We start from the raw sequence: 24,393 nt of genomic DNA, 5'->3' as shown, positions 1-24,393 counted from the left end.
TATGTGGAGGCTGCGGTCCGCGGGAACACTGCTGACGGGGAAGGCACAGGACTCCAAAGCCCAGGACTCCCGGGTCCAAGCGGTGGTCCGGGAAAGACTGACGGGGCGGAAGTGCCGCGAGTGCGTCCGGCCCTGCTCGGGCACGGCCTCCCGGTGCCGGCTTCCGCCCCGGGCCGAGGCGGACGTCCGCGGAAGCATTTGGCAGCGCAGTCTGCCCGGTTCCGGGGAGGCAACAGGAAGGCAGCCCAGGAGGCGGAGTCGGGCAGTGGCGAAACCACTCGCCGGCGCACCGATGTGCGCTTGGCGCTGCCGGCGGTGCTCGTCTGGGCTGCCGCCATTGCCGGACTGTGGCTGCCCCCGATGGCACTGGGCGGTCTCTGCTGTGCACTGCTGGTACTCGCCGGGCTGTTGCTGCACCGCACCGTCAAACTCCGCGGCCCCCGGGCGGATGGTCGGGGAAACGGGAATCCGGGCCGGCGCAGCTTCCGGGCCACCACGGCGGTCGCCCTCCTCTTGGCCGCGACCACGGCAGCCCACTCGGCGATGGCCTCCACCCAGCGCCACGACGGTCCCCTGGCAGCCGCCGTCTCCTCAAAGAAGTCGGTGGTAGCTGTCCTCGAAGTGGCAGGAGCTCCCCGCGCGCTGACTGCACCCAACCAGGCCGGCCCGCCCGCGCGCTGGTCGGTTCCTGTTTGGACGCGGGACGTCAGTACCGGCGGTGTTCTGTTGCGGACGCGGGCCCAGCTGATGGTGATGGGCGGCGGCGGTTGGGACGCGGTGGTGCCCGGCCAGCTGGTTCGCGCCACCGGAAAGCTTCGCCCCGCCGATCCCGGACGGGAGGAGGCCGGCATCCTCACAGCATCCTCCGGACCAGGTCAGCCCGTTGACCCGCCCATCCTGCAGCGAGCAGCCAAGGAACTGCGGGAACAATTCGTTTCTGCTGCCTCTTTCCTCGCCCGGGATCCCCGCGGCCTGCTTCCTGGAATGGTCACCGGGGACACCAGTGCGCTCGACGAGGGCTTGAACGCTGCCATGAAAAGCGTTGGCATGACCCACCTGACAGCAGTCAGTGGGGCCAACTGCAGCCTGGTCCTCGGCGCGCTGCTGCTGTTGTGCCGGCGTTTCCGACTACCCCGGCTGGCCTCTGCCGTGCTGGCTGTGGCAGGCCTTGGGCTGTTCGTGCTTCTCGTTGGGCCGGATGCGAGCGTCCTGAGGGCAGCGCTCATGGGAGCGGTGGCAGTGGTGTCGCTGGCTGCGGGCCGCTCCGGCCGTGGCCTGAGCCTCCTGTGCCTTGCTGTCATCGGCCTGCTGCTGACCGACCCGGGGCTGGGATCAAGTTTCGGGTTCCTCCTGTCCGTTCTGGCAACACTGGGAATCATCGTCCTCGGCCAACGCATCATGGCCTGGACCCCTGCGCTCATCCCGCGCTGGGCAGCGGCTGCAGTTGCTGTTCCGTTGTCCGCCCAACTGCTGTGCGGGCCGGTCATCGTTGTGCTGCAGCCCCAGTTTTCCACCTACTCACTGCTGGCCAACGTCATAGTGTCACCACTCGTCGCCCCCGTGACACTGCTGGGGACAGCTGCCGTGCCCCTGGTAGTGCTGGTCCCGTGGGCAGGAACCCTCCTGATCGCCGTTGCGGGTACGTGCAGCGCGGGCGTGGCGGCGACGGCCAGATTCACCTCGCAGCTTCCCGGCGCAGCCCTTCCCTGGCCCGAGGGTGTGTCCGGCATGCTGACCATGCTGTTCCTGTCCGTGCTGACGTTCGTGGCCGTCTGGGCCGCGGTCCGCCCGCACCGGCTCATCCGGGGTGTACTGGCTTTACACCGGCGCACCGATTCCCTGCTCGAAATGCTGGAGCGGTACGCATACGGAAGGCTGCCGGGCCACAGCCCGCAGCCGCTGCCCAGGTCCGCCGCACGGGTGCTGCCCCATCACGGTCCGGGCTTGGACCGGGACGCCGGACATGGCAGGCTGGGATACTCCATAAAACTTTCCGGAAGGAAGCCCCGATGGCCGCTGCGCAGAAACGTGCAACCCGTTCGCCGGCGTCGAACGGCCCCACCTGGCGGGATGTAACCCCGGCTGCGGTGGTCCTTGTCGCCGGGCCTGAAGAGTACCTCGGCATCAGGGCCATGGACCGGGTCCGCGCAGAGGTACGGGCAGCGGCGCCGGACGTTGAAGTCAGCCGCATCAACGCCGCAGGCTACGAGGCCGGGACCTTGCTCATGCAGGTCAGCCCGTCCCTTTTCGGCGAAAGCAAGCTCATCGAAGTCGAGGCCGTCGAATCGATGAACGACGCTTTCCTGGCCGACGCTCTTGCTTACCTCGGCCACCCGGAGCCGGACGCCGTCCTGGTGCTGCGGCACGGCGGGGGAGTCCGGGGGAAGAAGTTGCTCGACGCGATCAAGAAGGGCGGCTGGCCGGTAGTGGACTGCCAGCCACTGAAAAAGGACGCGGACAAGGTAGCCTTTGTCGCTGCCGAATTCAAAGGGGCCGGGCGGAGGATCGAACCGAATGCCGTGCAGGCTCTGGTGAACGCAGTCGGAGCCAACCTTTCGGAACTGGCGGCAGCATGCAGCCAGCTGATCGCGGATGCCGGCACAACGGTGACCACCGACATCGTTGACCGCTACTACGGCGGACGAATCGAGGCCACGGCCTTCAAAGTCGCTGACGCTGCCATGGCAGGAAACGGCCCGCTGGCGCTGTCCACTCTTCGCCATGCCCTGGCCACAGGAGCCGATCCCGTTCCGCTGGTCGCCGCGCTGGCGGCAAAGCTGCGGACGGTGGCCCGCGTGGCAGGCGCCTCGGGTTCTTCGGCCCAAATAGCTGCAGACCTGGGGATGCAGCCCTGGCTGGTTGAGCAGGCCCAGCGGGACGTCCGGCGCTGGACGCCGGAAGGCCTGGTTCGCTCCATCCAGGCCACCGCCGAAGCCGACGCCCAGGTAAAGGGCCTTTCCCGCGATCCCGTCTATGCCGTGGAGCATGCGGTCACGGTGATCGCCATGTCCGTCCAGGGCAGGTAGCCCACCACCGCCCCACCCAGGCGCTGGAACAACCGGCGTCTGGAGGACAACCGGATCTGACCGGTTAAAGATGTGTGGCCGGTACCAACCGGTACCGGCCACAACCATCAGTTCAAGGAACTGGAAACCTTACAGTGCGTTGACCTTCTTGGAGATCGCCGACTTGCGGTTAGCTGCGTTGTTCTTGTGCAGAACACCCTTGCTGACAGCCTTGTCCAGCTTGCGGCTGGCAGCAACCAGGGCAGCAGCAGCTGCATCCTTGTCCGTGGACTCAACGGCGGTGTTGACGGCGCGGATGGCCGTCTTCAGCTCGGACTTGACTGCGTTGTTGCGCAGGCGTGCCTTCTCGTTGGTGAGGATGCGCTTCTTCTGGGACTTGATATTCGCCACGTGTGAACTCTCTTTTTAATGCGGAAATGGTCTAGAGGGCTTTCAGATTGGCCATTGACTGAGCGGCGTGGGGATACCTATGGCGGCCAACCATCAGTGGCCGTCGACCTGCACGGACACACAGCTATAAAGAATAGCAGGTCAGAGGCGGGGCTGGCCATTTGGGAGGCTAGTTCCAGCCGTGTCGCCGGCGGACCCCTTCAGCCACCTTCTCGAAGTGCGCACGGTCAAGCACCGCGCCTTCCCGCCGGATGCTGTCCGGCCGGAGCTGAAGGATGCGGTCCAGCCGGGCTTCACTGGGCCGGCCCTGCCGGTCCCACCCGCCGGCGCCAATGTCAACGAAGTTCGCTGATGCTCCCGCGTCGGCGACCCGGTCTTTGCTGGTGAGCATCAGCCCCAGAAGGTACCCACCGCTGCGGCCGACCAGCAGCACCGGGCGGTCTTTACCGCGCGTGTGGTCCTCCTCGTAAGGGACCCAGGCCCACACCACCTCGCCCGGGTCTGGGTCGCCGTCCCGCTGGGGTGCGTAACGGATGGCGAATTTGCGTTGAAAGTCGCCGGGATAGCGACCGTTGCCCGCTCTGGCAGGGGAGGGTACGCCGCGGGCCGGACTGGCCGTGCGGGCCGGCGCGCCCCTGCCCGGCTTCTGCAGCGCGCGCAGGCCGGCCTTGACGGCGTGGGCAAGGGAGCGGAAGTTGATAGCCATCCAGCAACCCTAGCGTCGGCCGGCGTCGCAGGCATGGAACATCGCAAGGCCTGTAATGCGGTTCCGCAGCCCCGGACGTGGGACACTTGAGGTTCCACATGTGCGGAGCGTCCGCAGGGTGCCCTCGGTGCGTCCTGGCGGCGGCCGCGTGAATGCCAACAGTAAGGACCCTGCGTGTCTCCCATGGCCCGCACCGCCCCGGTGCCCGCCGCGACAGATCCGGCCATCATTCGGAATTTCTGCATCATCGCGCACATTGACCACGGCAAGTCCACCCTGGCCGACCGCATGCTGCAGTTCACCGGCGTCGTGCAGTCCCGCGACATGAAGGCCCAGTACCTGGATCGCATGGACATCGAGCGTGAGCGCGGCATTACCATCAAGTCCCAGGCTGTCCGCATGCCGTGGGAATTCGAGGGCACCAGTTACGCGCTGAACATGATCGACACCCCCGGGCACGTGGACTTCACCTACGAGGTTTCCCGCTCCCTGGCAGCCTGCGAAGGAGCCATCCTCCTGGTCGACGCAGCGCAGGGTATTGAGGCTCAGACCCTCGCCAACCTGTACCTGGCGATGGAAAACAACCTCACGATCATCCCGGTCCTGAACAAGATTGACCTCCCGGCCGCCCAGCCTGAGAAGTACGCGGCGGAACTGGCCAGCCTCATCGGCGGGGACCCGGAGGACGTTTTGCGTGTCTCGGGGAAAACCGGAATGGGCGTTGAAGCGCTTCTGGACAAGATCGTCCGCGACCTGCCGGCCCCGGAGGGTGATGCAAATGCCCCCGCCCGTGCCATGATCTTTGACTCGGTATATGACACCTACCGCGGCGTGGTCACCTACGTCCGCGTAGTGGATGGGATGCTGCACCCCCGCGAACGCATCCAGATGATGTCCACCCGGGCCACCCACGAACTCCTCGAGATCGGGGTCAGCTCCCCGGAGCCCACCCCGTCCAAGGGCCTCGGTGTCGGCGAAGTGGGCTATCTCATCACCGGAGTGAAGGATGTCCGTCTGTCCAAGGTGGGCGACACCGTCACGAACCTCGCCAAGCCGGCCGCCGATTCGCTTCCCGGCTACGCCGATGCCAAGCCAATGGTCTTCTCCGGCCTGTATCCGCTGGACGGCACGGACTATCCGGTGTTGCGCGATGCCCTGGAGAAGCTGATGCTTAACGACGCCGCTTTGGTGTACGAGCCGGAAACCTCCGCCGCACTGGGCTTCGGCTTCCGCGTGGGCTTCCTTGGCCTGCTCCACCTGGAAATCACCCGCGAGCGGCTCGAACGCGAGTACAACCTGGACCTGATCTCCACCGCCCCCAACGTGGAATATGAGGTAACGCTGGAGGATAAAAAGGTGGTCCATGTGACCAACCCCAGCGAATACCCCTCCGGCAAGATTTCCGAAGTCCGCGAGCCGATGGTGTCCGCCACCATCCTGGCTCCGAACGAATTCGTCGGCGCCATCATGGAACTGTGCCAGAGCCGTCGCGGCGTTATGGGCGGCATGGACTACCTGTCCGAGGACAGGGTGGAAATCCGGTACCGCCTGCCGCTGGCCGAGATCGTGTTCGACTTCTTCGACATCCTCAAGTCCAAGACCCGTGGCTACGGGTCCTTGGACTGGAAGGCCGACGGCGAGCAGGTGGCCGATCTGGTGAAGGTGGACATTATGCTCCAGGGTGAGCAAGTGGATGCCTTCTCCGCCATCACGCACCGCGAAAAGGCTTACTCCTACGGTGTCATGATGACCACCAAGTTGCGCGAGCTCATCCCGCGCCAGCAGTTCGAGGTGCCCATCCAGGCCGCCATCGGCTCCAGGATCATCGCCCGGGAAAGCATCCGCGCCATCCGCAAGGACGTCCTGGCCAAGTGCTACGGCGGTGACATCTCGCGTAAGCGCAAGTTGCTGGAAAAGCAGAAGGAAGGCAAGAAGCGCATGAAGATGGTGGGCCGCGTCGAGGTCCCCCAGGAAGCATTCATCGCCGCGCTCACCACAGACGAGTCCAAGGACAAGGCCAAGAAGTAGTGAAGACCGCGTCCGGCAACACCGGAGGCCCCTGTAATGCCTAGCACTCTTCCCCTCGGCGACCCGGCGCCGTCGGACGGCCTGCTGCCGGCCCAGGCAGTGGAGGGTTCGGCGGACCGGGCATTCGGCCTTTACGTACACATCCCGTTCTGCGCGGTGCGCTGCGGCTACTGCGACTTCAACACGTACACCGCCACGGAGCTCGGCGGCGGCGCGTCCCAGGACGCGTACGCCGGCACGGCCGCCTCGGAGGTATCGATGGCGGCCCGTGTGCTGGGCGAATCCGGCCTTCCTGCCAGGAAATTGAGCACTGTGTTTTTCGGCGGGGGCACCCCCACCCTGCTTCCAGCGGATGATCTTGCCTTGATCCTCCGGAGGGCCATCGAGCTATGGGGAATCGAAGACGGTGCCGAGGTCACCACGGAGGCGAACCCCGATTCGGTAACGCCGGAATCCCTCGCCATCCTCAAGGACGCCGGGTTCACCCGGATCTCCTTCGGCATGCAGTCAGCCGTCCCGCACGTCCTCAAAGTCCTGGACCGTACGCACGCACCCAGCCGGGTCCCGCAGGTAGTTAAATGGGCGCGCGAGGCCGGGCTCGCTGTCAGCCTGGACCTGATCTACGGAACACCGGGGGAGTCCCTCGCCGACTGGCGGTATTCGCTGGAGACCGCCCTGTCCTACGAGCCGGACCACATCAGCGCCTACGCGCTGATAGTGGAGGACGGCACCAAGCTCGCCGCCCAGATGCGCCGTGGTGAAGTCCCCGGAATCGACGACGACGACCATGCGGACAAGTATGAGCTTGCCGACCAGATGATCACCCAAGCAGGCCTCGGCTGGTACGAGGTCAGCAACTGGGCCCGCACCCCCGAGCAGGCCTGCCGCCACAACCTGGCTTACTGGCGCGGCGATGACTGGTGGGGTATCGGGCCGGGCGCGCACTCGCACGTGGGAGGAATCCGCTGGTGGAACGTCAAGCACCCCGCCGCCTACGCAGGCCGCCTGGCGCAGGGTCTCTCGCCCGCTGCCGGCAGGGAGACGTTGGACCCAAAAACCAGGAACGTGGAGCGGGTGATGCTTGAGGCGCGCCTGCAGTCCGGCCTTGAGGTTTCTGCCCTTGGCGCGGAAGGCCGGCACCAGGTCGCAGGCCTGATCGCTGACGGCCTGGTGGAGCCGGCCGCAGCCTTCCGGGGACGGCTCGTCCTCACCCTCAAAGGCAGGCTTCTGGGGGATGCGGTGGTCCGACGCGTTTTGCCGGACTGACATGCGGCCTCGCAGGGATCTTTCCCCGAGGCGCGGCGTCCCCACTCCCGGCAGTACTGACACTTAGCCCGGCGGGCAGCCGCCGAGGGATGTGGTGGTCCGGGTGGAGCTGTCCCATTGACGCGCCTCGATACATTGCCCGTCAGCCTGCACATCCAAGATAGCCAGGGCGGTTCCGAGCAGGTGCCCTGGGATCCGGTGCGCAAGGGTGACATGCGGCGTCCAGGCATCCGGCAGGGTGTTGGCAAAGGCGCCTGTGCACTGCTGATGAAGCCGGGCGTGGAGTTGGAGCAAACCCGCCGCCGGCACAACCAAGCGTGCCAGGACGTACTTGCCAGGGCCGGCAGGGAAGACCACGAAACCGGAAAAGGTGATGTCGAGTGGCAGCCCGTCCCAGAGTTCCGGCATGGCAAACCCAGCGTCCAGCGTGTTGCCTGCGGCCAGCGTGATGTGCGGCCTGTTGCTCGGGGAAGTGTGGGTGGCGAGGCTCGGCAGGCCGGCTTCCCGGAGCCGGGCCCAGTCCGTCCTGATGGAAGAATCGGTGGATTCCCCGAACGTCAACTCGATGCTGCGCATTCACCCATCATGCCGGACGCCGCGCCGTTCGGGTTGTACGGAATAGAGCGGAGCCTGCCTGCGCTACTTGATCCAGCGCAGGTTGTACGGGTACCGGTGCGGCTGGCCCCGGTTGACGTGGATTCCGGCGGCCACCGAGAAACAGGTCAGCCCGATCCAGATCAATGTGGCGATAACGGCAAAGATGTTGCCGATCACCGGTACGAAGACCAAAATGTTGGCAACCACGGCGGCGACGGTGGGCGGCAGGCTGAAATTCAGTGCCTCCTTTGATTCCTGCGCGGTAAACGGGCCCCGGTCTCGAAAGATCAAGTAGATCAGCAGCGAAGGAACGCAGCCCAAAATGCCGCCAAAGTGGGCCAGGGTGGCCCACTGCCGGTCTTCGCTGGCCGTCAGGGGCAGCGCATTCGCTGGAACACCGTGGTACTCCGAACGGCCCTGGCCGCCCTGGGTGTCCCTGTGATCACGTGCGTTTTCTGCCACAGTCTGTTCCTTCTAGGTGCATTGGTGCTGACTAAGAAATGCCATGTCTGCTGCCGGTCCTGCGATCGGCGGACACCGCAATACCAAGAATACTGGGTGCAGCGGTTATGCCTGACCTCATCCACCGGATAGGGGCACGCATGCGTGAATCTGGCGCGCCAAGTGTTCAGGGGACGGTAAGGAAGTCGATGACTTCCTCCACCCTGCCCAGCAGCGACGCCTCCAGGTCCGCGTAACTCCGGACGGCGCCCAGAAGCTTCTGCCAGCCGAGGCCAATGTCCTCTTTGGTCTCGTGCGGCCAGCCGAAGGCTGCGAGGATGCCGGTCTTCCAGTCCTGCCCGCGCGGTACTACCGGCCATTTCTCGATACCCAGGACAGCCGGCCGGATCGCCTGCCACACGTCAACATAGGGGTGTCCCACGATGAGCACGTTTCCCGCGGCCCCGGGAGAGGCCATCACCGATTCGGCGATGCGGGACTCCTTTGAGTCGGGCACCAGATGGTCGACGAGTACCCCCAGGCGCCGGCCCGGGCCGGGTTTGAAATCGGCCACAGCAGCAGTGAGGTCGTCAATGCCGTGGAGGGGTTCGACGACGATACCTTCCACCCGGAGGTCATCTCCCCACACCTTCTCGACCAGTTCGGCGTCGTGCTTTCCCTCCACCCAGATGCGGCTCGCCTTGGCAACCTGGGCTCTCTGCCCTGCCACACGGACAGAGCCCGACGCCGTCCGGCCGGGGGCGGTGCCCGTGCCTGCCGCCGGCCGCGGGGCGGGCGGCAGCAGGCGGATTGCCTGGCCTTCGAGGAGGAATCCGAATCCCAGCCGGAAGGACCGTGACTTGCCGCGGCGGTCCTCCAGGGCCACCACATGCATGCCTCCCGATTTCTCCACCCGGGTCACCGCGCCTACCCAGCCGGACTGGACGTCCTCCAGCACCATGCCACGCTCCACGGGTACCTCGGGCAGTTTCGTCCGTGAAGGTGCGGACAGGTCCTGGGCTCCCCAGTTCTGGTAATGCATGGAATCACTCCGCCTCACGCTCGGTCACGGCCCCGAATTTCCGCCCGGAGCGGTACCAATGCTAACAACGGGGAGAGTCATAATAGACTGTTAGCACTTAGGCATGTCGAGTGCTAACCCCTGTAGAGACACGGTGCGGGCGGAACGGCTGCCCTGAACCCTGGATGGAGGTGGAGTGTGAGCGAGCCACGGAAACTGGAAGTACTGCGGGCAATCGTGGAGGACTACGTCCACTCCCGGGAGCCCGTGGGGTCCAAGGCCCTGGTGGAGAGGCACCATCTCGGCGTTTCCAGCGCAACCATCCGCAATGACATGGCCGCGCTTGAAGACGAGGGACTGATCACCGCCCCGCACACCAGTGCAGGCCGCATCCCCACGGACAAGGGCTACCGGCTCTTCGTCGACCAGATTTCCGCGGTAAAGCCCTTGTCCCAAGCGGAGCGGCGGGCCATCCAGTCACTGCTGGAAGGTGCGGATGACCTTGACGACGTCCTGGAGCGCACCGTCCGGCTCCTGTCGCAACTGACAAACCAGGTGGCGGTGGTCCAGTATCCGCACCTCAACCGGGCACTGGTCCGTCACATCGAATTTGTTCTCCTTGCCCCGCGCAAGGTGCTGGTGGTGCTGATTGCCAACAGCGGCAAGGTTGAACAACGGGTCATCGACGTCGGGCAGGACCTGGCGGATGACGCCATCGCTGCGCTGCGTGGCCGGTTCCTCGGGTCACTCGCCGGAACTCCCTTGGCCCAGCTTGGACAGTCCCTCACGGGAGTGGTGTCCGGCGTCGCCCCCGGACAGCGGCAGGCAGCCCAGGCGCTGGCGCATGGGCTTGAGGGTTTGGCCCACAGCAGCCGCGAGGACCGCATGGTAATGGCCGGCACGGCCAACCTGGCCCGTTCAAACGTTGACTTTCCGCTGAGCATCGGGCCGGTGCTGGAGGCCCTCGAGGAGCAGGTGGTGATGCTGCGCCTGCTGAGCGAGATGGCCCAGGACCATCGCGGAGTGGCCGTGAGCATTGGCCGCGAAAACCCCTACGACGGTCTGGCGGAGGCTTCCGTCGTAGCTACGGGCTATGGTCCCGACAGCGTCGCCAAGATTGGCGTGCTGGGTCCCACCAGGATGGACTACCCCACCACCATGGCGGCGGTCAGGGCTGTGGCCCGTTACCTGTCACGGATTTTGGGACCCTGACCGCAGTACGGCGCCGAAAGGCGCACAGCAGTGTATGCAGTACGACTGCAGGCAGAACAACAAGGAAGAGATACGAACTTTGAGCAGCCACTACGAAGTCCTTGGAGTCGCACCGGATGCCACCGGGGAAGAGATCAAGAAGGCCTACCGCAAGCTGGCCCGGACCCTTCACCCGGACGTCAATCCCGGTGAGGATGTTGCGGACCGCTTCAAGGCAGTGACCCACGCCTACGAAGTTCTCTCGGACCCCCAGAAGCGGCGGGTCTATGACACCACAGGCAACGAGAACGGCACGGACAACGGGTTCGGCGGCGGAGCGTACGCCGGGCAGGGCTTCGCGTTCCAGGACATCTTTGACACCTTCTTCGGCGCCGGTGGCACCACCGGCCCAGCATCGAGGGTCCGGCGCGGGCAGGATGCGCTCATCAGCGTCCGGATCGAGCTCCGTGACGCCGTGTTCGGGGTCAACAAGAAGCTCGAGGTGGACACGGCAGTGGTTTGCCCCACCTGTGAGGGCTCGTGCTGCCGTCCCGGAACCCACCCTGAGCGCTGCGATATCTGCGGCGGCAGCGGCCAGGTCCAGCGCGCCGTGCGTTCCATCCTCGGCCAGGTGATGACCGCCGCGCCGTGCGGCACCTGCGAAGGTTTTGGAACCGTCATCAAGGACCCCTGCAACGAGTGCAGCGGGCAGGGCAGGATCCGCAGCCGTCGTTCCCTGACCATCAAGGTTCCTGCAGGCGTGGCCACCGGGACGCGCATCCAGCTTTCCGGCCAGGGCGAAGCCGGTCCCGCCGGCGGCCCGGCCGGCGACCTCTACGTGGAGATCCGCGTCAACAACGACGCCACCTACGTCCGGGAAGGTGACGACCTGCACGCTACCCTGAACATCCCCATGACGGCAGCTGCCCTGGGAACCGACGTGACCCTGGAGACCTTCGACGGCGCCCAGGACATCGATGTCAAGGCCGGCACCCAGTCCGGAGAAATCATTACCCTGCGCGGCCTGGGTGTTACCCACCTGCGCGGGTACGGCCGCGGCGACCTGAAGGTCCATCTGCAGGTCGAGACGCCGGCGAGGCTCGATCCGGCGCAGGAAGACCTGTTGCGCCAGCTTGCCAAACTCCGCGGCGAGCAGATCACGGAGGGCAAGCTTGCTGCCAGCGGCGGCATGTTCGCCAAGCTCCGGGACCGGCTCGGTAATCTGTAGCGGTGAGCAACCCCGTCTTTTTCACCGCGCCCGGGTCTTTGGACCGGGTGGTGCCGGAAGGGATCTTTGTCCTCGAGGGACCCGAGGCGCGCCACGCGGTTACGGTTAAGCGGCTCGCTCCGGGCGAGGCGGTGGACATAGTGGACGGCGCCGGCACCAGGATGAGCGGCAAGGTTACCGCCGCTTCCTCCTCCGGACTCGAAGTGGAATGCGCATCTGTTGTTGTTGAGGACCAACCACGCACCAGGCTGGTGCTGGTCCAGGCCCTGGCTAAGGGGGACCGGGACGAGCTTGCGATCGAGACGGCCACCGAACTGGGGATCGACGCCGTCATTCCATGGCAGTCCGAACGTTCCATCGTGCGCTGGAAAGGTGACCGGGCAGCCAGGGCGCACGCAAAATGGCAGTCCGTTGTCACCGCCGCGGCCAAGCAGGCACGCCGTGCCTGGGTCCCCGAGGTGCGGGCCGCCGTCGACACTGCCGGCCTCGCCACCGCCGTGGAGGCGGCCGGCCTTGCTGTTGTCCTTCACGAGGACGCCGTTCGCCCGCTGCGGGCCGTCCTGGAGACGTGGCTGGAAACCGGGCCTTCCGGCGAAGTACAGGAAGTGCTCTTGATCGTCGGACCCGAGGGCGGCATCAGCCAGCGTGAAGTGACAAGGCTGTGCGGCCAGGGTGCCGTGACGGCCCTCCTGGGGCACCATGTGCTGCGCTCATCAACAGCCGGTCCTGCGGCCGTGGTTCTGGCTAGCGACGTCCTTGGCCGCTGGGCCGCGCCGGTACTCTGAGCAGCGGCAAGAGCGGGGGCTAACGGACCCTGAAGCTCCGGGTGTCTTCGCTGCCGTCCTCCTGGCCCTCCGGGTTTGAGGCCTGCGCCACCCGCAACTCGAAGTCACCCTCGGGCAGGGTGAGGGCCAGGGTGAATACCCCCGCCTGGGCCGGATCCGCGGCTGCCGTTGTTTCACCGGTGAGGAAGGGAGTCTTGCTCCCGTCGTCCCCGGACTGCAGGATCTGCCAGCGGAGCTTGCCTCCCGGCACGGTGCTTCGCCCCGTGATCTTGACGCTGCCGTCGGCCACTTCAACGTTTTCCTGGGGGTCGATAATCCATACGGGGGCCACGAGTCCCGATGCGCGGGCCATGGGGGAGCCCAACTGCACGTGGTTGAAGGCGACGTACTCGGTGTGTCCGTCCACGAGGATCCGGACGCGGATCTGCTGCCCGGAGTCGATCAGCCCCGAACTCGCAGCCGCCGCGGTAGCCGTGTAGACCAGCTGCTGGACGGCCCGGGCCGCCATGTCGGCGTCGAGGTTGCTGTTGAAGGCATCCTCCGACAGGTCCACCGTGATGACGTCCTTGCCGGATATGGAGGTGGCCAGCTGGCTGGGGTTCTGCCATGGCGTAAAGAAGTCGGGATCCAGCGGCTTTTCGGACATCATGGCGCGCAGGGCCCGCGTCACAGGATTTTCCTGCTCGGGAACGTCCCGAAATTCCCGGTAAAGGAAGACGTTGCTGTCGCTGCGGCCAATCCAGTAGACGGGCGCTTTGTTGGAGGACTGGGTGGTTTCCAATGGGGCGCTCGTGGAAGGGGCGCCGGACGTGGTTCCCGGGCCGTCGGAGCTGGAGGACAAAATGCCGGTGGGGGTGGGCCCAGGCTCCGCGATGCAGCCCGCCAGGGCAGGGACCACCAGCAGGAGACCGGCAAGGACCGCTGAACGGGCGCAGCTGGTGGCTCCTCGGGCGCGGCGGGGCGCTGCGGTTTCCGGCAACTTAATTGCCCTGTCCTTTCCTGGTGGGATAGGCCGATCCCCAGTCGGCCCCGTTGTTCCAGCAGCAGGCTGGATTTCCAGCATTGCACAGCCCCGGGGAGCAGACGTGCCGGGATGCGCCGAGCGGTCCAACTGCAACTGGAACGATATGAGGCCGATATGAAGTTGATACCTAATGACGGGAACAACCGCTGTGCCCGTCAGGACTGGGCCCGGCAACGCCCTGGTGCGGTATGGGGTCAGGAGTGCCTGCTGGCGTAGGATGGAAGGTACCGCTGGAAGCAACGGAAACAGCCGCCGCAGACCAGCCAACAGCTATTGTTCAACATCGAGGGGATCACAGGCCTGCGGGCCGGCGCTATGACTGAATCAGCTAACGGAAAGCGCAGGCTTGTCACCGGCGAGGGTACAGCTGGGGAGTTTCCCCACACACTTCCCGGCGTCCGTACCGAAGTGGTCCTCTTCGACAATTCCGACCAGATGGTTCAGTCTCTGGGCAGCCACGACGAGGCGTTGCGGTTCATCGAGGAACAGTTCCCTGCCGTCAATTTCCACGTCAGGGGAAATGAGCTCTCCATCAGCGGTCCGGCGGCAGACGTGCCGCGGATCATGCGGCTCCTTCACGAGGTCCGCGGACTCGTCGCCCGCGGTACGGTCATCAGCCCGGCCGTGCTGCAGCAGCTCGTGGCACTCCTGCGCACCCAGTCCTTGCAGAACCCCGTGGATGTGCTGACCCACGACATCCTGTCCAGCCGCGGCAAGACCATACGGCCGAAAACGCTGAACCAGAAAAACTACGTTGACGCCATCGACGACAACACCGTCATCTTCGGCATCGGGCCCGCCGGAACGGGCAAGACTTACCTGGCAATGGCCAAAGCGGTTCAGGCCCTGCAGCAAAAGGAGGTCAGCCGGATCATCCTGACCCGCCCGGCAGTGGAAGCGGGGGAGCGGCTTGGTTTCCTCCCCGGCACGTTGAGCGACAAGATCGATCCCTACCTGCGTCCGCTGTACGATGCCCTGCACGACATGATGGACCCGGAGTCAATTCCGCGGCTTATGGCGGCGGGAACCATTGAGGTGGCGCCCCTGGCCTATATGCGCGGCCGCACCCTCAACGATGCCTTCATCATTTTGGACGAGGCGCAGAACACCACGCCCGAGCAGATGAAGATGTTTCTCACCCGGCTTGGCTTTGGATCCAAGATGGTGGTCACCGGCGATGTCACACAGGTGGACTTGCCCTTCGGCACACGCTCGGGGCTGCGTATCGTGGAGGAGATCCTGCAGGGCATAGAAGATGTGAACTTCTCCGTCCTGGACGCAGCCGACGTCGTGCGGCACCGCCTGGTGGGCGACATCGTCAATGCCTACAGCATCTGGGACGACGTCCAGCGCAGCCGGGTCAAGCATTCCGCAAGCCGGGAAAAACGGGGGGAACACGCGTGAGCATTGAGGTGAACAACGAGTCCGGCGTGCAGGTGGACGAATCGGAGCTCGTTGCTTTATCCAGATACATCTTTGAGCAGCTCTATATCCATCCGCAGGCCGAATTGTCCATTCTCCTTGTGGACGAGCCCGCGATGGAGAAGCTTCACATCGAGCTGATGGACGAGCCCGGCTCCACTGACGTGCTGTCCGTACCCATGGACGAGCTGACTCCGGGCACCCCGGACCGCCCCACTCCCCAGGGCATGCTGGGGGACATCGCAGTGTGCCCGCAGGTTGCTACCGCCCAGGCCAGGAACGCCGGCCACTCGCTGCAGGACGAGATGCTGCTGTTGACGACGCACGGCATCCTTCACCTGCTGGGCTACGACCATGCCGAGCCTGAGGAAAAGGCTGAGATGTTCGGCCTCCAGCGCGAGCTCCTGTCCGGCTTCACAGGCAAAGAAGCGCCCGCCGAGACCACCCAGTGACCCCGTTGCTCCTGGTCGTGATGGCCTTGGCTTTCCTGGGCGTCGCGGCAGTACTGACCGCAGCTGAGGCTGCCTTCAACTTCCTTCCGCGGCACGACGCCGAGGAAGCACTCCTGAAGAGCCGCGGTACCGCCATGCGCCGGATCCTGGCGCAACCCGTGGCCCATATCCGAGCGCTGCGGTTCTGGCGCATCTGGTTCGAGATGGCCTCGGCGGTTGCCGTCGCTGTCCTGCTGTACAGCCTGCTCGACAACATCTGGCTTGCGGGGCTGGCTGCAACCGGCATCATGGCCCTGTTGGGATTCGTCATCGTGGGCGTCTCTCCCCGCCAGCTTGGAAGGCTCCACTCCGCCGCCGTCGTCCGCTTCACGGCACCGATGATCCGTTTCCTGACCTGGGTGCTGGGTCCCATCCCGGGGTGGCTCGTGGCCCTGGGCAGCGCCGCGGCCCCCGGCGCGCCAATCGGCGACGAGGCTTTCTTCAGCGAGCAGGAATTCCGTGAGCTCGTAGAGCGGGCCAGCGAATCGGACATGATCGAGGACACCGAGGCTGAGATGATCCAATCGGTCTTCGATTTCGGTGACACCCTGGTCCGCGCCGTGATGGTGCCGCGTACAGACATCCTCAGCATCGAAGCGGGCTCCAGCCTCCGCCGTGCCATGTCGCTCTTCCTGCGCTCGGGGTACTCCAGGATTCCTGTCATTGGCGAAGACACGGACCACATCCTGGGCATCGTCTACCTCAAGGATGTCGCCGCCGTGCTGCATGAACTGGCCCCCGGCGAGGAGCCGCCCCTGGTGGATTCGCTGGTCCGGGAAGTGCGGTACGTGCCCGAATCGAAGCAGGTCAGCGATCTGCTGCGTGAGTTGCAGAAGGAATCCACGCACGTGGCAATCGTGATCGACGAATACGGCGGTACGGCCGGACTTGTCACCCTAGAGGACCTGATCGAGGAGATCGTAGGCGAAATTGTCGACGAGTACGATACCGAAAGCGCCGAGGCCGTGGAGCTTGGCGACGGCACCTATCGCGTGAGCGCCCGGATGAGCATCGATGACCTCGGCGAGCTTTTTGACATCGAGCTGGACGACGACGAGGTGGACACCGTGGGCGGCCTGCTCGCGAAGGCGCTGGGCCGTGTGCCCATCGTCGGCAGCAGCGTGGAAGTTGACGGTGTGTCGCTGCGCGCCGAAAGGCTCGAAGGCCGCCGGAACCGGGTCAGCCACATCATTGCGGCGCAGGTTCCAAAAGTAGACACTGACCTTGAAGACCTCCTCCAGGAGGCGGAAGCAACCCAGCAGGGAGTTCCACGTGAGCAAGAAAAATAAGGCCGCAGCCGACGAGGATTTCGGAGGCTTCCGGGCAGGGTTTTCCGTCCTGGTGGGCCGTCCCAATGCCGGCAAGTCCACCCTGACAAACGCGCTGGTGGGCAAGAAAGTGGCTATCACCTCCGCGAAGCCGCAGACCACCCGCCACACCATCCGCGGGATCGTGCACCGCGAGGACGCTCAGCTGATCCTTGTGGACACACCGGGCCTGCACCGTCCCCGCACGCTCCTGGGAAAGCGCCTGAACGACCTTGTGGCGGACACACTCGCGGAGGTGGACGCCATCGGGTTCTGCCTGCCCGCCAACGAAAAGATCGGACCCGGCGACAAATACATCGCCGCCCAGCTGGCAGCTGTTGGCCGCCAGCCTGTTATCGCCATCGTCACCAAAGCGGACCTGGTAGACCGGCAGGCGCTCACCGAGCAGCTGCTGGCGGTCGCCGCGCTCGGGCAGGAAGTGCTGGGGGAGGATGGCTGGAAGGACATTGTTCCGGTATCCGCCGCTGACGGCTTCCAGGTCAAAACCGTAGCTGACGTACTGATCAGCCACATGCCGCCGTCGCCCCCGCTGTACCCTGACGGGGAGCTGACCGACGAGCCGGAAGCCGTGATGGTCGCCGAGCTGATCCGGGAAGCGGCGCTGGAGGGCGTCCGGGACGAACTGCCGCATTCCCTTGCGGTTGTTGTCGAAGAAATCGTGCCCCGGGAGGACCGTCCGGAGGACAGCCCGCTGCTGGACGTGCGCGTGAACCTCTATGTCGAACGCCCGTCCCAAAAGGCCATCATCATCGGCAAAGGAGGCAGCCGGCTGCGCGAGGTGGGCACGAACGCGCGCAAGGGAATTGAGGCGCTGCTGGGGACCCGCATCTACCTTGACCTGCACGTGAAGGTAGCCAAAGACTGGCAGCGGGACCCGAAACAGCTGGTCAAGCTGGGCTTCTGACGCTTTAATACGTTCGGCCGCGGGGCCGTCCGGGGATTTCCCAGCCTGGACCATTAAGATGGACCGGATTCAGAATCTAGAGGAAGGTTCACCACGTGGGGCGAGGCCGCGACAAGCGTGAAATCGGAGCTGACCTGTCAGCAGGGGGACCGGTGTCCCGGCACGCGGATGATGGCACCGTTGGAGCCGCCCGCCACTTTGGCCCTGTGCGCGGGATGCCGCTCTGGCTGAAAATTACCACGGGCGTGCTGTCGGTGGCCCTCGTCGGTGCCCTCGCGTTCGCCGGATTCTGGTTTTTGCGTCTCCAGAACAACATCACCAAGGCTCCATTGAATGCAGGCGGGGGCAATAATGAACCTGTGAGCGAAGCGACCGGGCGGATGCAGATCCTGATCCTGGGCTCGGACACCCGCGACGGCAAAAACGCGGCCTACGGTTCGGCCGATGATTCCAAGGGTTACGGGAAGTCTGACGTCATGATGCTGATGGACATCTCCGAAGACAATAAACGCGTGAGCGTCATCAGTTTCCCGCGCGATCTGCTGGTGGACATTCCCGAGTGCACGGACGGGGAAACCGAGCGGACCTTTCCTGCCCGGAGCGGTGTGATGATCAACGAAGCAATGAACGAGGCCGGCATCGGCTGCGCCGTGGACACCGTCAACAAGCTGACCGGCCTGGAAGTGGACCACTTTATGATGGCGGACTTCAACGCGGTGAAGGAACTGTCCAAGGCGGTGGGCGGCGTGGAAGTGTGCATCAGTGATGCCGTGCACGACCCGGATTCCGGGCTCCGGCTTCCCAAAGGCACGTCTGCGGTCGAGGGTGAGATGGCCCTCGCCTTCCTGCGGACCCGCCACGCATTTGTCGACGGCAGCGACTTGGGCCGCATCAAGGCCCAGCAGGGGTTCCTGTCGTCCCTGACCCGAAAAATCAAGGATGAAGGCACGCTGTCCGACCCCCGCAAAATGCTGACAATCGCGGACGTAGTCACTCAGAACCTGACCGTCGACGAGGGACTGGCTTCAGTGCCCAGCCTGCTCACCATCGGTAACCGGCTCAAGGACATCGACATCAGCAAGGTCGCGTTCGTAGCGGTACCCACCACGCCCGCCGTTGTTGACCCGAACAGGCTGCAGGTCGCCGAACCGGCAGGCTCCCAGCTGTTTTCTGCGATGCGGCAGGACATTGACCTGACCGACCCCACCGCTCCAGCCAAACCTGCACCCACCGAAACCAAGGCCCCGCCCACGGCGGCTCCCACGGAAACCGCTCCTCCGCTGCCGCCCTACGACAAGGCGCTCCAGCCTGTCACGGTTGCCAACGGCAGCGGTGTGCCAGGGCGCCAACAGGAAATCGTGCAGGCCCTGATTGGCGGTGGGTTCACCCAGACCGGACAGTTTGAAGCGACCGCCGTGGAACAGTCCGCTGTCTACTATGGCGTTGGCTTCGAGGACGTGGCTGTTGACGTTGCCGCAATGCTTAAAATCCCGGCGGCGCAGATCCTGCCGGCTCCAGCAGTGTCGGGCGTCCAGGTTTACCTGGGCACCGACTTCACCTCCGGTGCCACCTACGGCGGCTCAGTGGCGCTGCCGAAAGACATCGTTAACCAGACTGCCGGGGACTCCCGCTGCCAGCAGGCCAACCCGGCCCTCATCGTGGTCAGCTAGCAGGCACCGCATCTGAGCGACAAAAAAACCTGGGGCCCGCCGTGTGATTTTCAACGGTGGGCCCCAGTTTTGGTTGTCACCAGATGCTGACGCGCTCCTGGGGTGGCATCCACATGCCGTCCTGGTCAGTGACCTCAAAAGCCTCGTGGAAGGCGTCCAGGTTCTTCGCGATGGCATTGGTCCGGAATTCGTTGGGCGAGTGCGGGTCCGTTGCCAGCCTGCGGATGGCTTCTTCGCTGCGGATCACCTGCCGCCAGCCTGCTGCCCAGGATGCGAAGAAGCGCTGCTGTCCTGTAAGGCCGTCCAGGACTTCCGGCTCCTTGCCGTCAAGGCTGATCAGGTAGGCCTTGTAGGCGATGGCCAGGCCGGCGAGGTCGCCGATGTTTTCACCAAGCGTAAGACGTCCATTGACGTTATGCTCCGGCGCAGCGTAGGGGGAAAGTGCATCGTATTGCGCCACCAGCCTGGCGGTGAGCTGTTCGAAGGCCTGCCGGTCCTCATCGGTCCACCAGTTCCGCAGCGCCCCGCCGCCGTCGAACTGTGATCCCTGGTCATCAAAGCCGTGGCCGATTTCGTGCCCGATGACTGCCCCGATGCCGCCATAGTTAACGGCGTCGTCCGCGTCCGCGGTGAAGAACGGGGGCTGGAGGATCGCCGCCGGGAAAACAATTTCGTTCATCATGGGGTGGTAGTAGGCGTTGACGGTCTGCGGGGTCATCAGCCACTTGTTGCGGTCCACCGGCTTGCCCACCTCATCAAGGTGCCGGTCGACGTCGGCATTGTGTGCCCTTTCCACATTGCCCAGCAGATCGGCGGGGTCGATCTGCACGGCGGAGTAGTCAATCCACTTCTCCGGGTAACCGATTTTCGCCCGGAACCCCTCCAGCTTCCGAAGCGCCTCGGCCTTGGTCTCCTCGCCCATCCAGCCGACACCGGTGATGCTTTGGCGGTAGGCCTCAATCAAGTTGGCGACGAGCGTCTGCATGCGGGCCTTGTGTGTTTCGGGGAAGTGCCGGGCAACATAAATCTGTCCCACCGCTTCCCCGAGGCCGCCTTCCACCACACCCACGCCACGCTTCCAGCGGTCCTTGTTCCGAGGGGTGCCGCTGATGGTGGTCCCGTAGAACGCGAAGTTGGCGTCAACGAATGCCGAGGAGAGGTATGGGGCTGCGGCGCTGACAACCCGCATGGCCAGCCATTCCTGCCAGTGGGCCAGTGGCTCGGACCCGAGAAGGCCGGCAGCGCCATCGAAGAACGGGGGAGTGCTCACCACGATCTCCTGCCGCTTCTCCTTATCAATACCCGCGGCGTCGAACCAGGTTGGAAGCAGCGGGAACAGGGCGGAGGCCTCGTCCGCGGATTTAAGGTTGTAGGTCTTTTGCGGGTCCCGAAGCGTGACGTTGTCCCAGTGGTGGGACGCCAGCTTGGTCTCAAGCGCTACCACCCGCCCGGCAGCAGCGTCCGCATCCGGAACGCCCGCCAGATTCAGCATCGTCTTGACGTGTTCGCCGTAGGCGGCGACCATCGGTGCGAACTTTTCTTCCCGGTAGTAGGACTCATCGGGGAGTCCCAGGCCGCCCTGGCCGGTGTAAAGAAGGACCCGGTCCGGGTTGCCGGCATCAGGAGCGGGATAGATGTAGAAAAGTCCGCCAACATCGGCCCGGAACAGCCTGCCTGCCAGGGCAACCAGGTCCGTCACCGAGGTGGTGGCAAAGACGTCCGCGAGCCGCTGGCGGATTGGTTCCATGCCCTTGGCTTCAACGGCAGCTTCGTCCATGAAGCTGTTGTAGAGGTCGCCGACTTTCTGCTCGATGCCGCTGGCGGCCGGGCCCTTCGCCGCTGCTTCCTCGATGATGTCGCGCACGGCGATTTCAGAACCATCGCGCAGGGCCGTGAAGGTGCCTTCAAGGGGCCGGTCATCGGGTATTTCGGTAGCCTTGAGCCACGCGCCGTTCACGTGCTGGTAGAGGTCATCCTGCGGCCGGACGGTGTTATCAAAGGTGGACAGGTCGATCCCCGAAGTGGGCACTGAAGCTCCTTTTTATGCAGACCTGGGCCGGCGAAATACCGGTCGGCGTCTGCATGGTGGACGTAACGGACGGTAGTGCCCTTTCATCTTACGCACCCGTGTTACTCTCAAATGGTGCGTGCAGAGCTTCTTCTTCTTAGCTGCCGCGGCGAGGCCTCAGACGCGATCTAGCGCAAGGCCCACCCTCGCTGCGGAGTTTGTGTTGCCCGGCCACCCTTTCAAGGAAGAACCACAGAAAAGGCCCCGATAGTAATGCGAAACGCACAGAAGTCCTCCGGAATGCCCGCCCACCGCTACACGCCGTTCCAGGACCAGATCACAGTTGAGCTGCCGGACCGCACCTGGCCGGACAAGCTGATCACCAAGGCTCCCCGCTGGTGCGCAGTGGACCTGCGCGACGGCAACCAGGCGTTGATCGACCCCATGAGCCCGGCCCGCAAGATGAAGATGTTCGATCTGCTCGTCCGCATGGGCTACAAAGAGATCGAGGTAGGTTTTCCGTCCGCTTCCCAGACGGACTTCGACTTTGTCCGCCAGCTCATCGAGGGCAACCACATTCCGGACGACGTCACCATCCAGGTCCTGACCCAGGCCCGCGAGCACCTGATCGAGCGGACCTACGAGTCCCTGGTGGGTGCCAAGCAGGCCATCGTCCACCTCTACAACTCCACCTCCGTGCTGCAGCGCCGCGTGGTCTTCAACCAGGATGAGGACGGAATCCTGGACATCGCGCTCCAGGGTGCGCGGCTGTGCAAAAAGTACGAAGAGACCCTCGTGGACACGCACGTGACCTACGAGTACTCGCCGGAATCCTTTACCGGCACGGAGCTCGAATACGCAGTGCGGGTCTGCAACGCCGTCGCCGACGTTTTTGAGGCTTCCGCGGACCGCCAGGTGATCATCAACCTGCCTGCCACCGTGGAAATGGCCACTCCGAACGTTTACGCTGACTCGATCGAGTGGATGAGCCGCCACCTGCACCCGCGCGAAGGCATCATCCTGTCCCTGCACCCCCACAATGACCGAGGGACGGGCGTCGCGGCGGCCGAACTGGGCTACATGGCCGGTGCCGACCGGATTGAGGGCTGCCTCTTCGGCAACGGAGAGCGGACCGGCAACGTGGACCTGGTCACCCTGGGCCTGAACCTCTTTGTGCAGGGCATCGACCCCATGATCGACTTCTCCAACATCGACGATATCCGCCGGACAGTGGAGTATTGCAACCAGCTGCCCGTCGCCGAGCGTTCACCCTACGGCGGTGACCTCGTTTTCACGGCATTCTCCGGGTCCCACCAGGACGCCATCAAGAAGGGCTTCGAGGCCCTGGAACGGGATGCCGCCGCGGCCGGCAAGGACGTTTCCGACTTCACCTGGCAGGTCCCGTACCTGCCGGTCGATCCCAAGGACCTGGGCCGCAGCTACGAGGCTGTTATCCGGGTCAACTCGCAGTCCGGCAAGGGCGGCGTTGCCTACCTGCTCAAGAACGAGCACAGCCTGGACCTGCCGCGCCGCGCCCAGATCGAATTTTCCGGCGTCATCCAGAAGCGTACCGACACGGTGGGCGGCGAAGTAAGCGGAGCGCAGCTGTGGCAGGTCTTCCAGGACGAATACCTGCCGTCCGGCAAGACGGACGGACAGTGGGGCCGTTATTCCCTGGGCTCCGTCAGCACCGAGACGGATGACGACGGCGGCATGACGCTTGACGCGTCCCTCACCGTGGACGGCGTCCAGGTCCGTCGCACCGGCACGGGCAACGGCCCCATCGCCGCGCTGCTGAGCATTCTCCGCGAGGACGGCGTGGATGTGCGCGTGCTGGACTACAGCGAGCACGCCCTTTCCGAGGGCGGCAACGCGATGGCAGCCGCCTACGTGGAGTGCGCAGTGGGGGAGCGCGTGCTGTGGGGCGTGGGGATTGACGCCAACACCAGCATGTCGTCTTTGAAGGCTGTTATTTCCGCCGTGAACCGAGCTATCCGGGACGCCCAGGCCTGACGCACCGTCGGTGTGCCGCCGGGATCTCCCGGCGGCACAACGACGGGACCCCCCAACCGCCGCCAGGACGGTGCCCGCAAAGGATGGGAAGATAAAGGCGTGGCCCAACACTCTTTCGCTTCCCGCGCGTACCGGGACGACGCCGTCGTGCTCCGTACCCACAAGCTCGGTGAGGCGGACCGCATCATCACCCTGCTGACCAAGCATCACGGCCAGGTCCGGGCTGTTGCCAAAGGAGTCCGGCGCACCAGCAGCCGGTTCGGTGCCCGCCTAGAGCCTTTTATGGTGGCGGACCTGCAGCTTGTGTCCGGAAAGACGCTGGACATCGTGACCCAGGCCGTGGCCAAGGGGGCTTACGGCGGAGACATTGCCGCAGACTATGGCCGCTACACCGTAGCTGCCGCCATGACTGAGACCGCGGAGAAGCTCACTGATGTTGACGGCGAGTCCGGAACCGCCCAGTACAACCTGTTGGTCGGCGCCCTTGCGTCCCTGAGCCGGAACGAACATGCCGCCGGGCTCATCCTGGATTCCTACCTGCTGCGGGCACTCGCCACCGGCGGGTGGGCGCCCAGCTTCACGGACTGCGCCCGCTGTGGGCTGCCGGGCCCGCACAGCGCTTTTTCCGCCCCGGTGGGAGGCATGGTTTGCGGCGGATGCAGGCCGCCGGGGTCACCGGCGCCGGCGCCGGAGACAGTGGTCCTGCTCGCGGCGCTGCTGACGGGAGACTGGGCCACGGCCGACGGGTCCCTGCCTGTGCACCGCAAGGAGGCCGCCGGCTTGGTGGCTGCCTACCTGCAGTGGCATCTTGAACGAGTATTGAAGTCCCTCAAACATGTGGAGCGCAGCTGACA

At 64.9% G+C, this 24,393-nt stretch carries 21 protein-coding genes; 14 read left to right on the top strand and 7 right to left on the bottom strand.

The window, feature by feature from the left end:
• Positions 1 to 198: 198 nt before the first annotated feature.
• On the top strand, positions 199 to 2,076 hold the full coding sequence (locus tag M1E07_RS11200) for a ComEC/Rec2 family competence protein (RefSeq protein WP_461190263.1): 1,878 nt from the start codon (positions 199 to 201) through the stop codon (positions 2,074 to 2,076).
• Positions 2,010 to 3,026 (top strand): DNA polymerase III subunit delta, encoded by a 1,017-nt coding sequence (holA, locus tag M1E07_RS11195; RefSeq protein ID WP_461190262.1) that lies wholly within the window; start codon positions 2,010 to 2,012, stop codon positions 3,024 to 3,026. The genes M1E07_RS11200 and holA overlap by 67 nt, the downstream gene beginning before the upstream one ends.
• A 129-nt stretch (positions 3,027 to 3,155) precedes the next feature.
• Here the strand turns inward: holA and rpsT are convergent, their stop codons facing one another.
• Together rpsT and M1E07_RS11185 are read right to left on the bottom strand one after the other, a co-directional pair.
• Positions 3,156 to 3,416 (bottom strand): 30S ribosomal protein S20, encoded by a 261-nt coding sequence (gene rpsT, locus M1E07_RS11190; protein WP_011692086.1) that lies wholly within the window; start codon positions 3,414 to 3,416, stop codon positions 3,156 to 3,158.
• Between the two features lie 169 nt (positions 3,417 to 3,585).
• Positions 3,586 to 4,122: a type II toxin-antitoxin system PemK/MazF family toxin gene (locus M1E07_RS11185; protein WP_461190261.1), complete on the bottom strand. Its 537-nt coding sequence runs from the start codon at positions 4,120 to 4,122 to the stop codon at positions 3,586 to 3,588.
• 174 nt (positions 4,123 to 4,296) lie between these two features.
• On the opposite strand from M1E07_RS11185, the gene lepA reads away from it, so the two are divergent.
• Positions 4,297 to 6,150, top strand: coding sequence for a translation elongation factor 4 (lepA, locus tag M1E07_RS11180; RefSeq protein ID WP_461190260.1), 1,854 nt, complete (start codon positions 4,297 to 4,299; stop codon positions 6,148 to 6,150).
• A 36-nt stretch (positions 6,151 to 6,186) separates the two neighbouring features.
• Complete coding sequence (gene hemW / locus M1E07_RS11175) at positions 6,187 to 7,416, top strand: radical SAM family heme chaperone HemW (RefSeq protein ID WP_461190259.1); 1,230 nt, start codon at positions 6,187 to 6,189, stop codon at positions 7,414 to 7,416.
• A gap of 63 nt (positions 7,417 to 7,479) precedes the next feature.
• Here hemW and M1E07_RS11170 read toward each other — a convergent pair whose 3' ends face one another.
• From M1E07_RS11170 to M1E07_RS11160, 3 genes are all read right to left on the bottom strand, one after another.
• Positions 7,480 to 7,992 (bottom strand): 2'-5' RNA ligase family protein, encoded by a 513-nt coding sequence (locus tag M1E07_RS11170; RefSeq protein WP_461190258.1) that lies wholly within the window; start codon positions 7,990 to 7,992, stop codon positions 7,480 to 7,482.
• A gap of 63 nt (positions 7,993 to 8,055) precedes the next feature.
• Positions 8,056 to 8,475 (bottom strand): DUF4870 domain-containing protein, encoded by a 420-nt coding sequence (locus tag M1E07_RS11165; RefSeq protein ID WP_461190257.1) that lies wholly within the window; start codon positions 8,473 to 8,475, stop codon positions 8,056 to 8,058.
• A 166-nt stretch (positions 8,476 to 8,641) separates the two neighbouring features.
• Positions 8,642 to 9,496, bottom strand: a complete 855-nt coding sequence (locus tag M1E07_RS11160; RefSeq protein WP_461190256.1) for a DUF3097 domain-containing protein — start codon at positions 9,494 to 9,496, stop codon at positions 8,642 to 8,644.
• Positions 9,497 to 9,673: 177 nt separating this feature from the next.
• On the opposite strand from M1E07_RS11160, the gene hrcA reads away from it, so the two are divergent.
• The 3 genes from hrcA to M1E07_RS11145 all read left to right on the top strand — a co-directional run bounded on the left by hrcA (position 9,674) and on the right by M1E07_RS11145 (position 12,679).
• Entirely contained in the window at positions 9,674 to 10,687 is a 1,014-nt protein-coding gene (gene hrcA, locus M1E07_RS11155; RefSeq protein ID WP_461190255.1) for a heat-inducible transcriptional repressor HrcA, read from the top strand.
• Positions 10,688 to 10,766: 79 nt separating this feature from the next.
• Entirely contained in the window at positions 10,767 to 11,894 is a 1,128-nt protein-coding gene (gene dnaJ / locus M1E07_RS11150; RefSeq protein ID WP_461190254.1) for a molecular chaperone DnaJ, read from the top strand.
• 2 nt (positions 11,895 to 11,896) lie between these two features.
• Complete coding sequence (locus M1E07_RS11145; RefSeq protein ID WP_461190253.1) at positions 11,897 to 12,679, top strand: 16S rRNA (uracil(1498)-N(3))-methyltransferase; 783 nt, start codon at positions 11,897 to 11,899, stop codon at positions 12,677 to 12,679.
• A 19-nt stretch (positions 12,680 to 12,698) separates the two neighbouring features.
• Here M1E07_RS11145 and M1E07_RS11140 read toward each other — a convergent pair whose 3' ends face one another.
• Entirely contained in the window at positions 12,699 to 13,658 is a 960-nt protein-coding gene (locus M1E07_RS11140) for a GerMN domain-containing protein (RefSeq protein ID WP_461190252.1), read from the bottom strand.
• Positions 13,659 to 14,018: 360 nt separating this feature from the next.
• Between M1E07_RS11140 and M1E07_RS11135 the strand changes: the two genes are divergently transcribed.
• From M1E07_RS11135 to M1E07_RS11115, 5 genes are all read left to right on the top strand, one after another.
• The gene (locus tag M1E07_RS11135) at positions 14,019 to 15,107 is read left to right on the top strand and encodes a PhoH family protein (protein WP_461190251.1); all 1,089 of its coding nucleotides are present in this window, start codon (positions 14,019 to 14,021) and stop codon (positions 15,105 to 15,107) included.
• Entirely contained in the window at positions 15,104 to 15,577 is a 474-nt protein-coding gene (ybeY, locus tag M1E07_RS11130) for an rRNA maturation RNase YbeY (RefSeq protein WP_461190250.1), read from the top strand. Before M1E07_RS11135 ends, ybeY begins: the two co-directional genes overlap by 4 nt.
• Positions 15,574 to 16,905 (top strand): hemolysin family protein, encoded by a 1,332-nt coding sequence (locus M1E07_RS11125; protein ID WP_461190249.1) that lies wholly within the window; start codon positions 15,574 to 15,576, stop codon positions 16,903 to 16,905. The genes ybeY and M1E07_RS11125 overlap by 4 nt, the downstream gene beginning before the upstream one ends.
• Positions 16,889 to 17,848, top strand: coding sequence for a GTPase Era (gene era, locus M1E07_RS11120; protein ID WP_461190248.1), 960 nt, complete (start codon positions 16,889 to 16,891; stop codon positions 17,846 to 17,848). Before M1E07_RS11125 ends, era begins: the two co-directional genes overlap by 17 nt.
• Before the next feature lie 215 nt (positions 17,849 to 18,063).
• Positions 18,064 to 19,518, top strand: a complete 1,455-nt coding sequence (locus tag M1E07_RS11115; RefSeq protein WP_461190379.1) for an LCP family protein — start codon at positions 18,064 to 18,066, stop codon at positions 19,516 to 19,518.
• Positions 19,519 to 19,594: 76 nt separating this feature from the next.
• Here the strand turns inward: M1E07_RS11115 and M1E07_RS11110 are convergent, their stop codons facing one another.
• Complete coding sequence (locus M1E07_RS11110; protein WP_461190247.1) at positions 19,595 to 21,547, bottom strand: M13 family metallopeptidase; 1,953 nt, start codon at positions 21,545 to 21,547, stop codon at positions 19,595 to 19,597.
• A gap of 252 nt (positions 21,548 to 21,799) precedes the next feature.
• On the opposite strand from M1E07_RS11110, the gene leuA reads away from it, so the two are divergent.
• Both leuA and recO read left to right on the top strand, forming a co-directional pair.
• Positions 21,800 to 23,539, top strand: coding sequence for a 2-isopropylmalate synthase (gene leuA / locus M1E07_RS11105; RefSeq protein WP_461190246.1), 1,740 nt, complete (start codon positions 21,800 to 21,802; stop codon positions 23,537 to 23,539).
• A 99-nt stretch (positions 23,540 to 23,638) separates the two neighbouring features.
• Positions 23,639 to 24,391 carry a DNA repair protein RecO gene (gene recO / locus M1E07_RS11100; RefSeq protein ID WP_461190245.1) on the top strand — a complete coding sequence of 251 codons (753 nt, stop codon included), beginning with the start codon at positions 23,639 to 23,641 and terminating at the stop codon, positions 24,389 to 24,391.
• Positions 24,392 to 24,393: the final 2 nt, after the last annotated feature.

The organism is Arthrobacter sp. Z4-13 (assembly GCF_054792705.1).
Note: the sequence above shows the minus strand (reverse complement) of the source record. Positions and strands in the feature narration are given on the sequence as shown.

Excerpts from the sequence above, each read along its gene's own strand:
- holA (WP_461190262.1), top strand. The coding sequence starts at position 2,010 with ATGGCCGCTGCGCAGAAACGTGCAACCCGTTCGCCGGCGTCGAACGGC.
- M1E07_RS11115 (WP_461190379.1), top strand. The coding sequence starts at position 18,064 with ATGCCGCTCTGGCTGAAAATTACCACGGGCGTGCTGTCGGTGGCCCTC.
- M1E07_RS11170 (WP_461190258.1), bottom strand. The coding sequence starts at position 7,992 with ATGCGCAGCATCGAGTTGACGTTCGGGGAATCCACCGATTCTTCCATC.
- hemW (WP_461190259.1), top strand. The coding sequence starts at position 6,187 with ATGCCTAGCACTCTTCCCCTCGGCGACCCGGCGCCGTCGGACGGCCTG.
- leuA (WP_461190246.1), top strand. The coding sequence starts at position 21,800 with ATGCGAAACGCACAGAAGTCCTCCGGAATGCCCGCCCACCGCTACACG.
- M1E07_RS11185 (WP_461190261.1), bottom strand. The coding sequence starts at position 4,122 with ATGGCTATCAACTTCCGCTCCCTTGCCCACGCCGTCAAGGCCGGCCTG.
- M1E07_RS11160 (WP_461190256.1), bottom strand. The coding sequence starts at position 9,496 with ATGCATTACCAGAACTGGGGAGCCCAGGACCTGTCCGCACCTTCACGG.
- M1E07_RS11135 (WP_461190251.1), top strand. The coding sequence starts at position 14,019 with ATGACTGAATCAGCTAACGGAAAGCGCAGGCTTGTCACCGGCGAGGGT.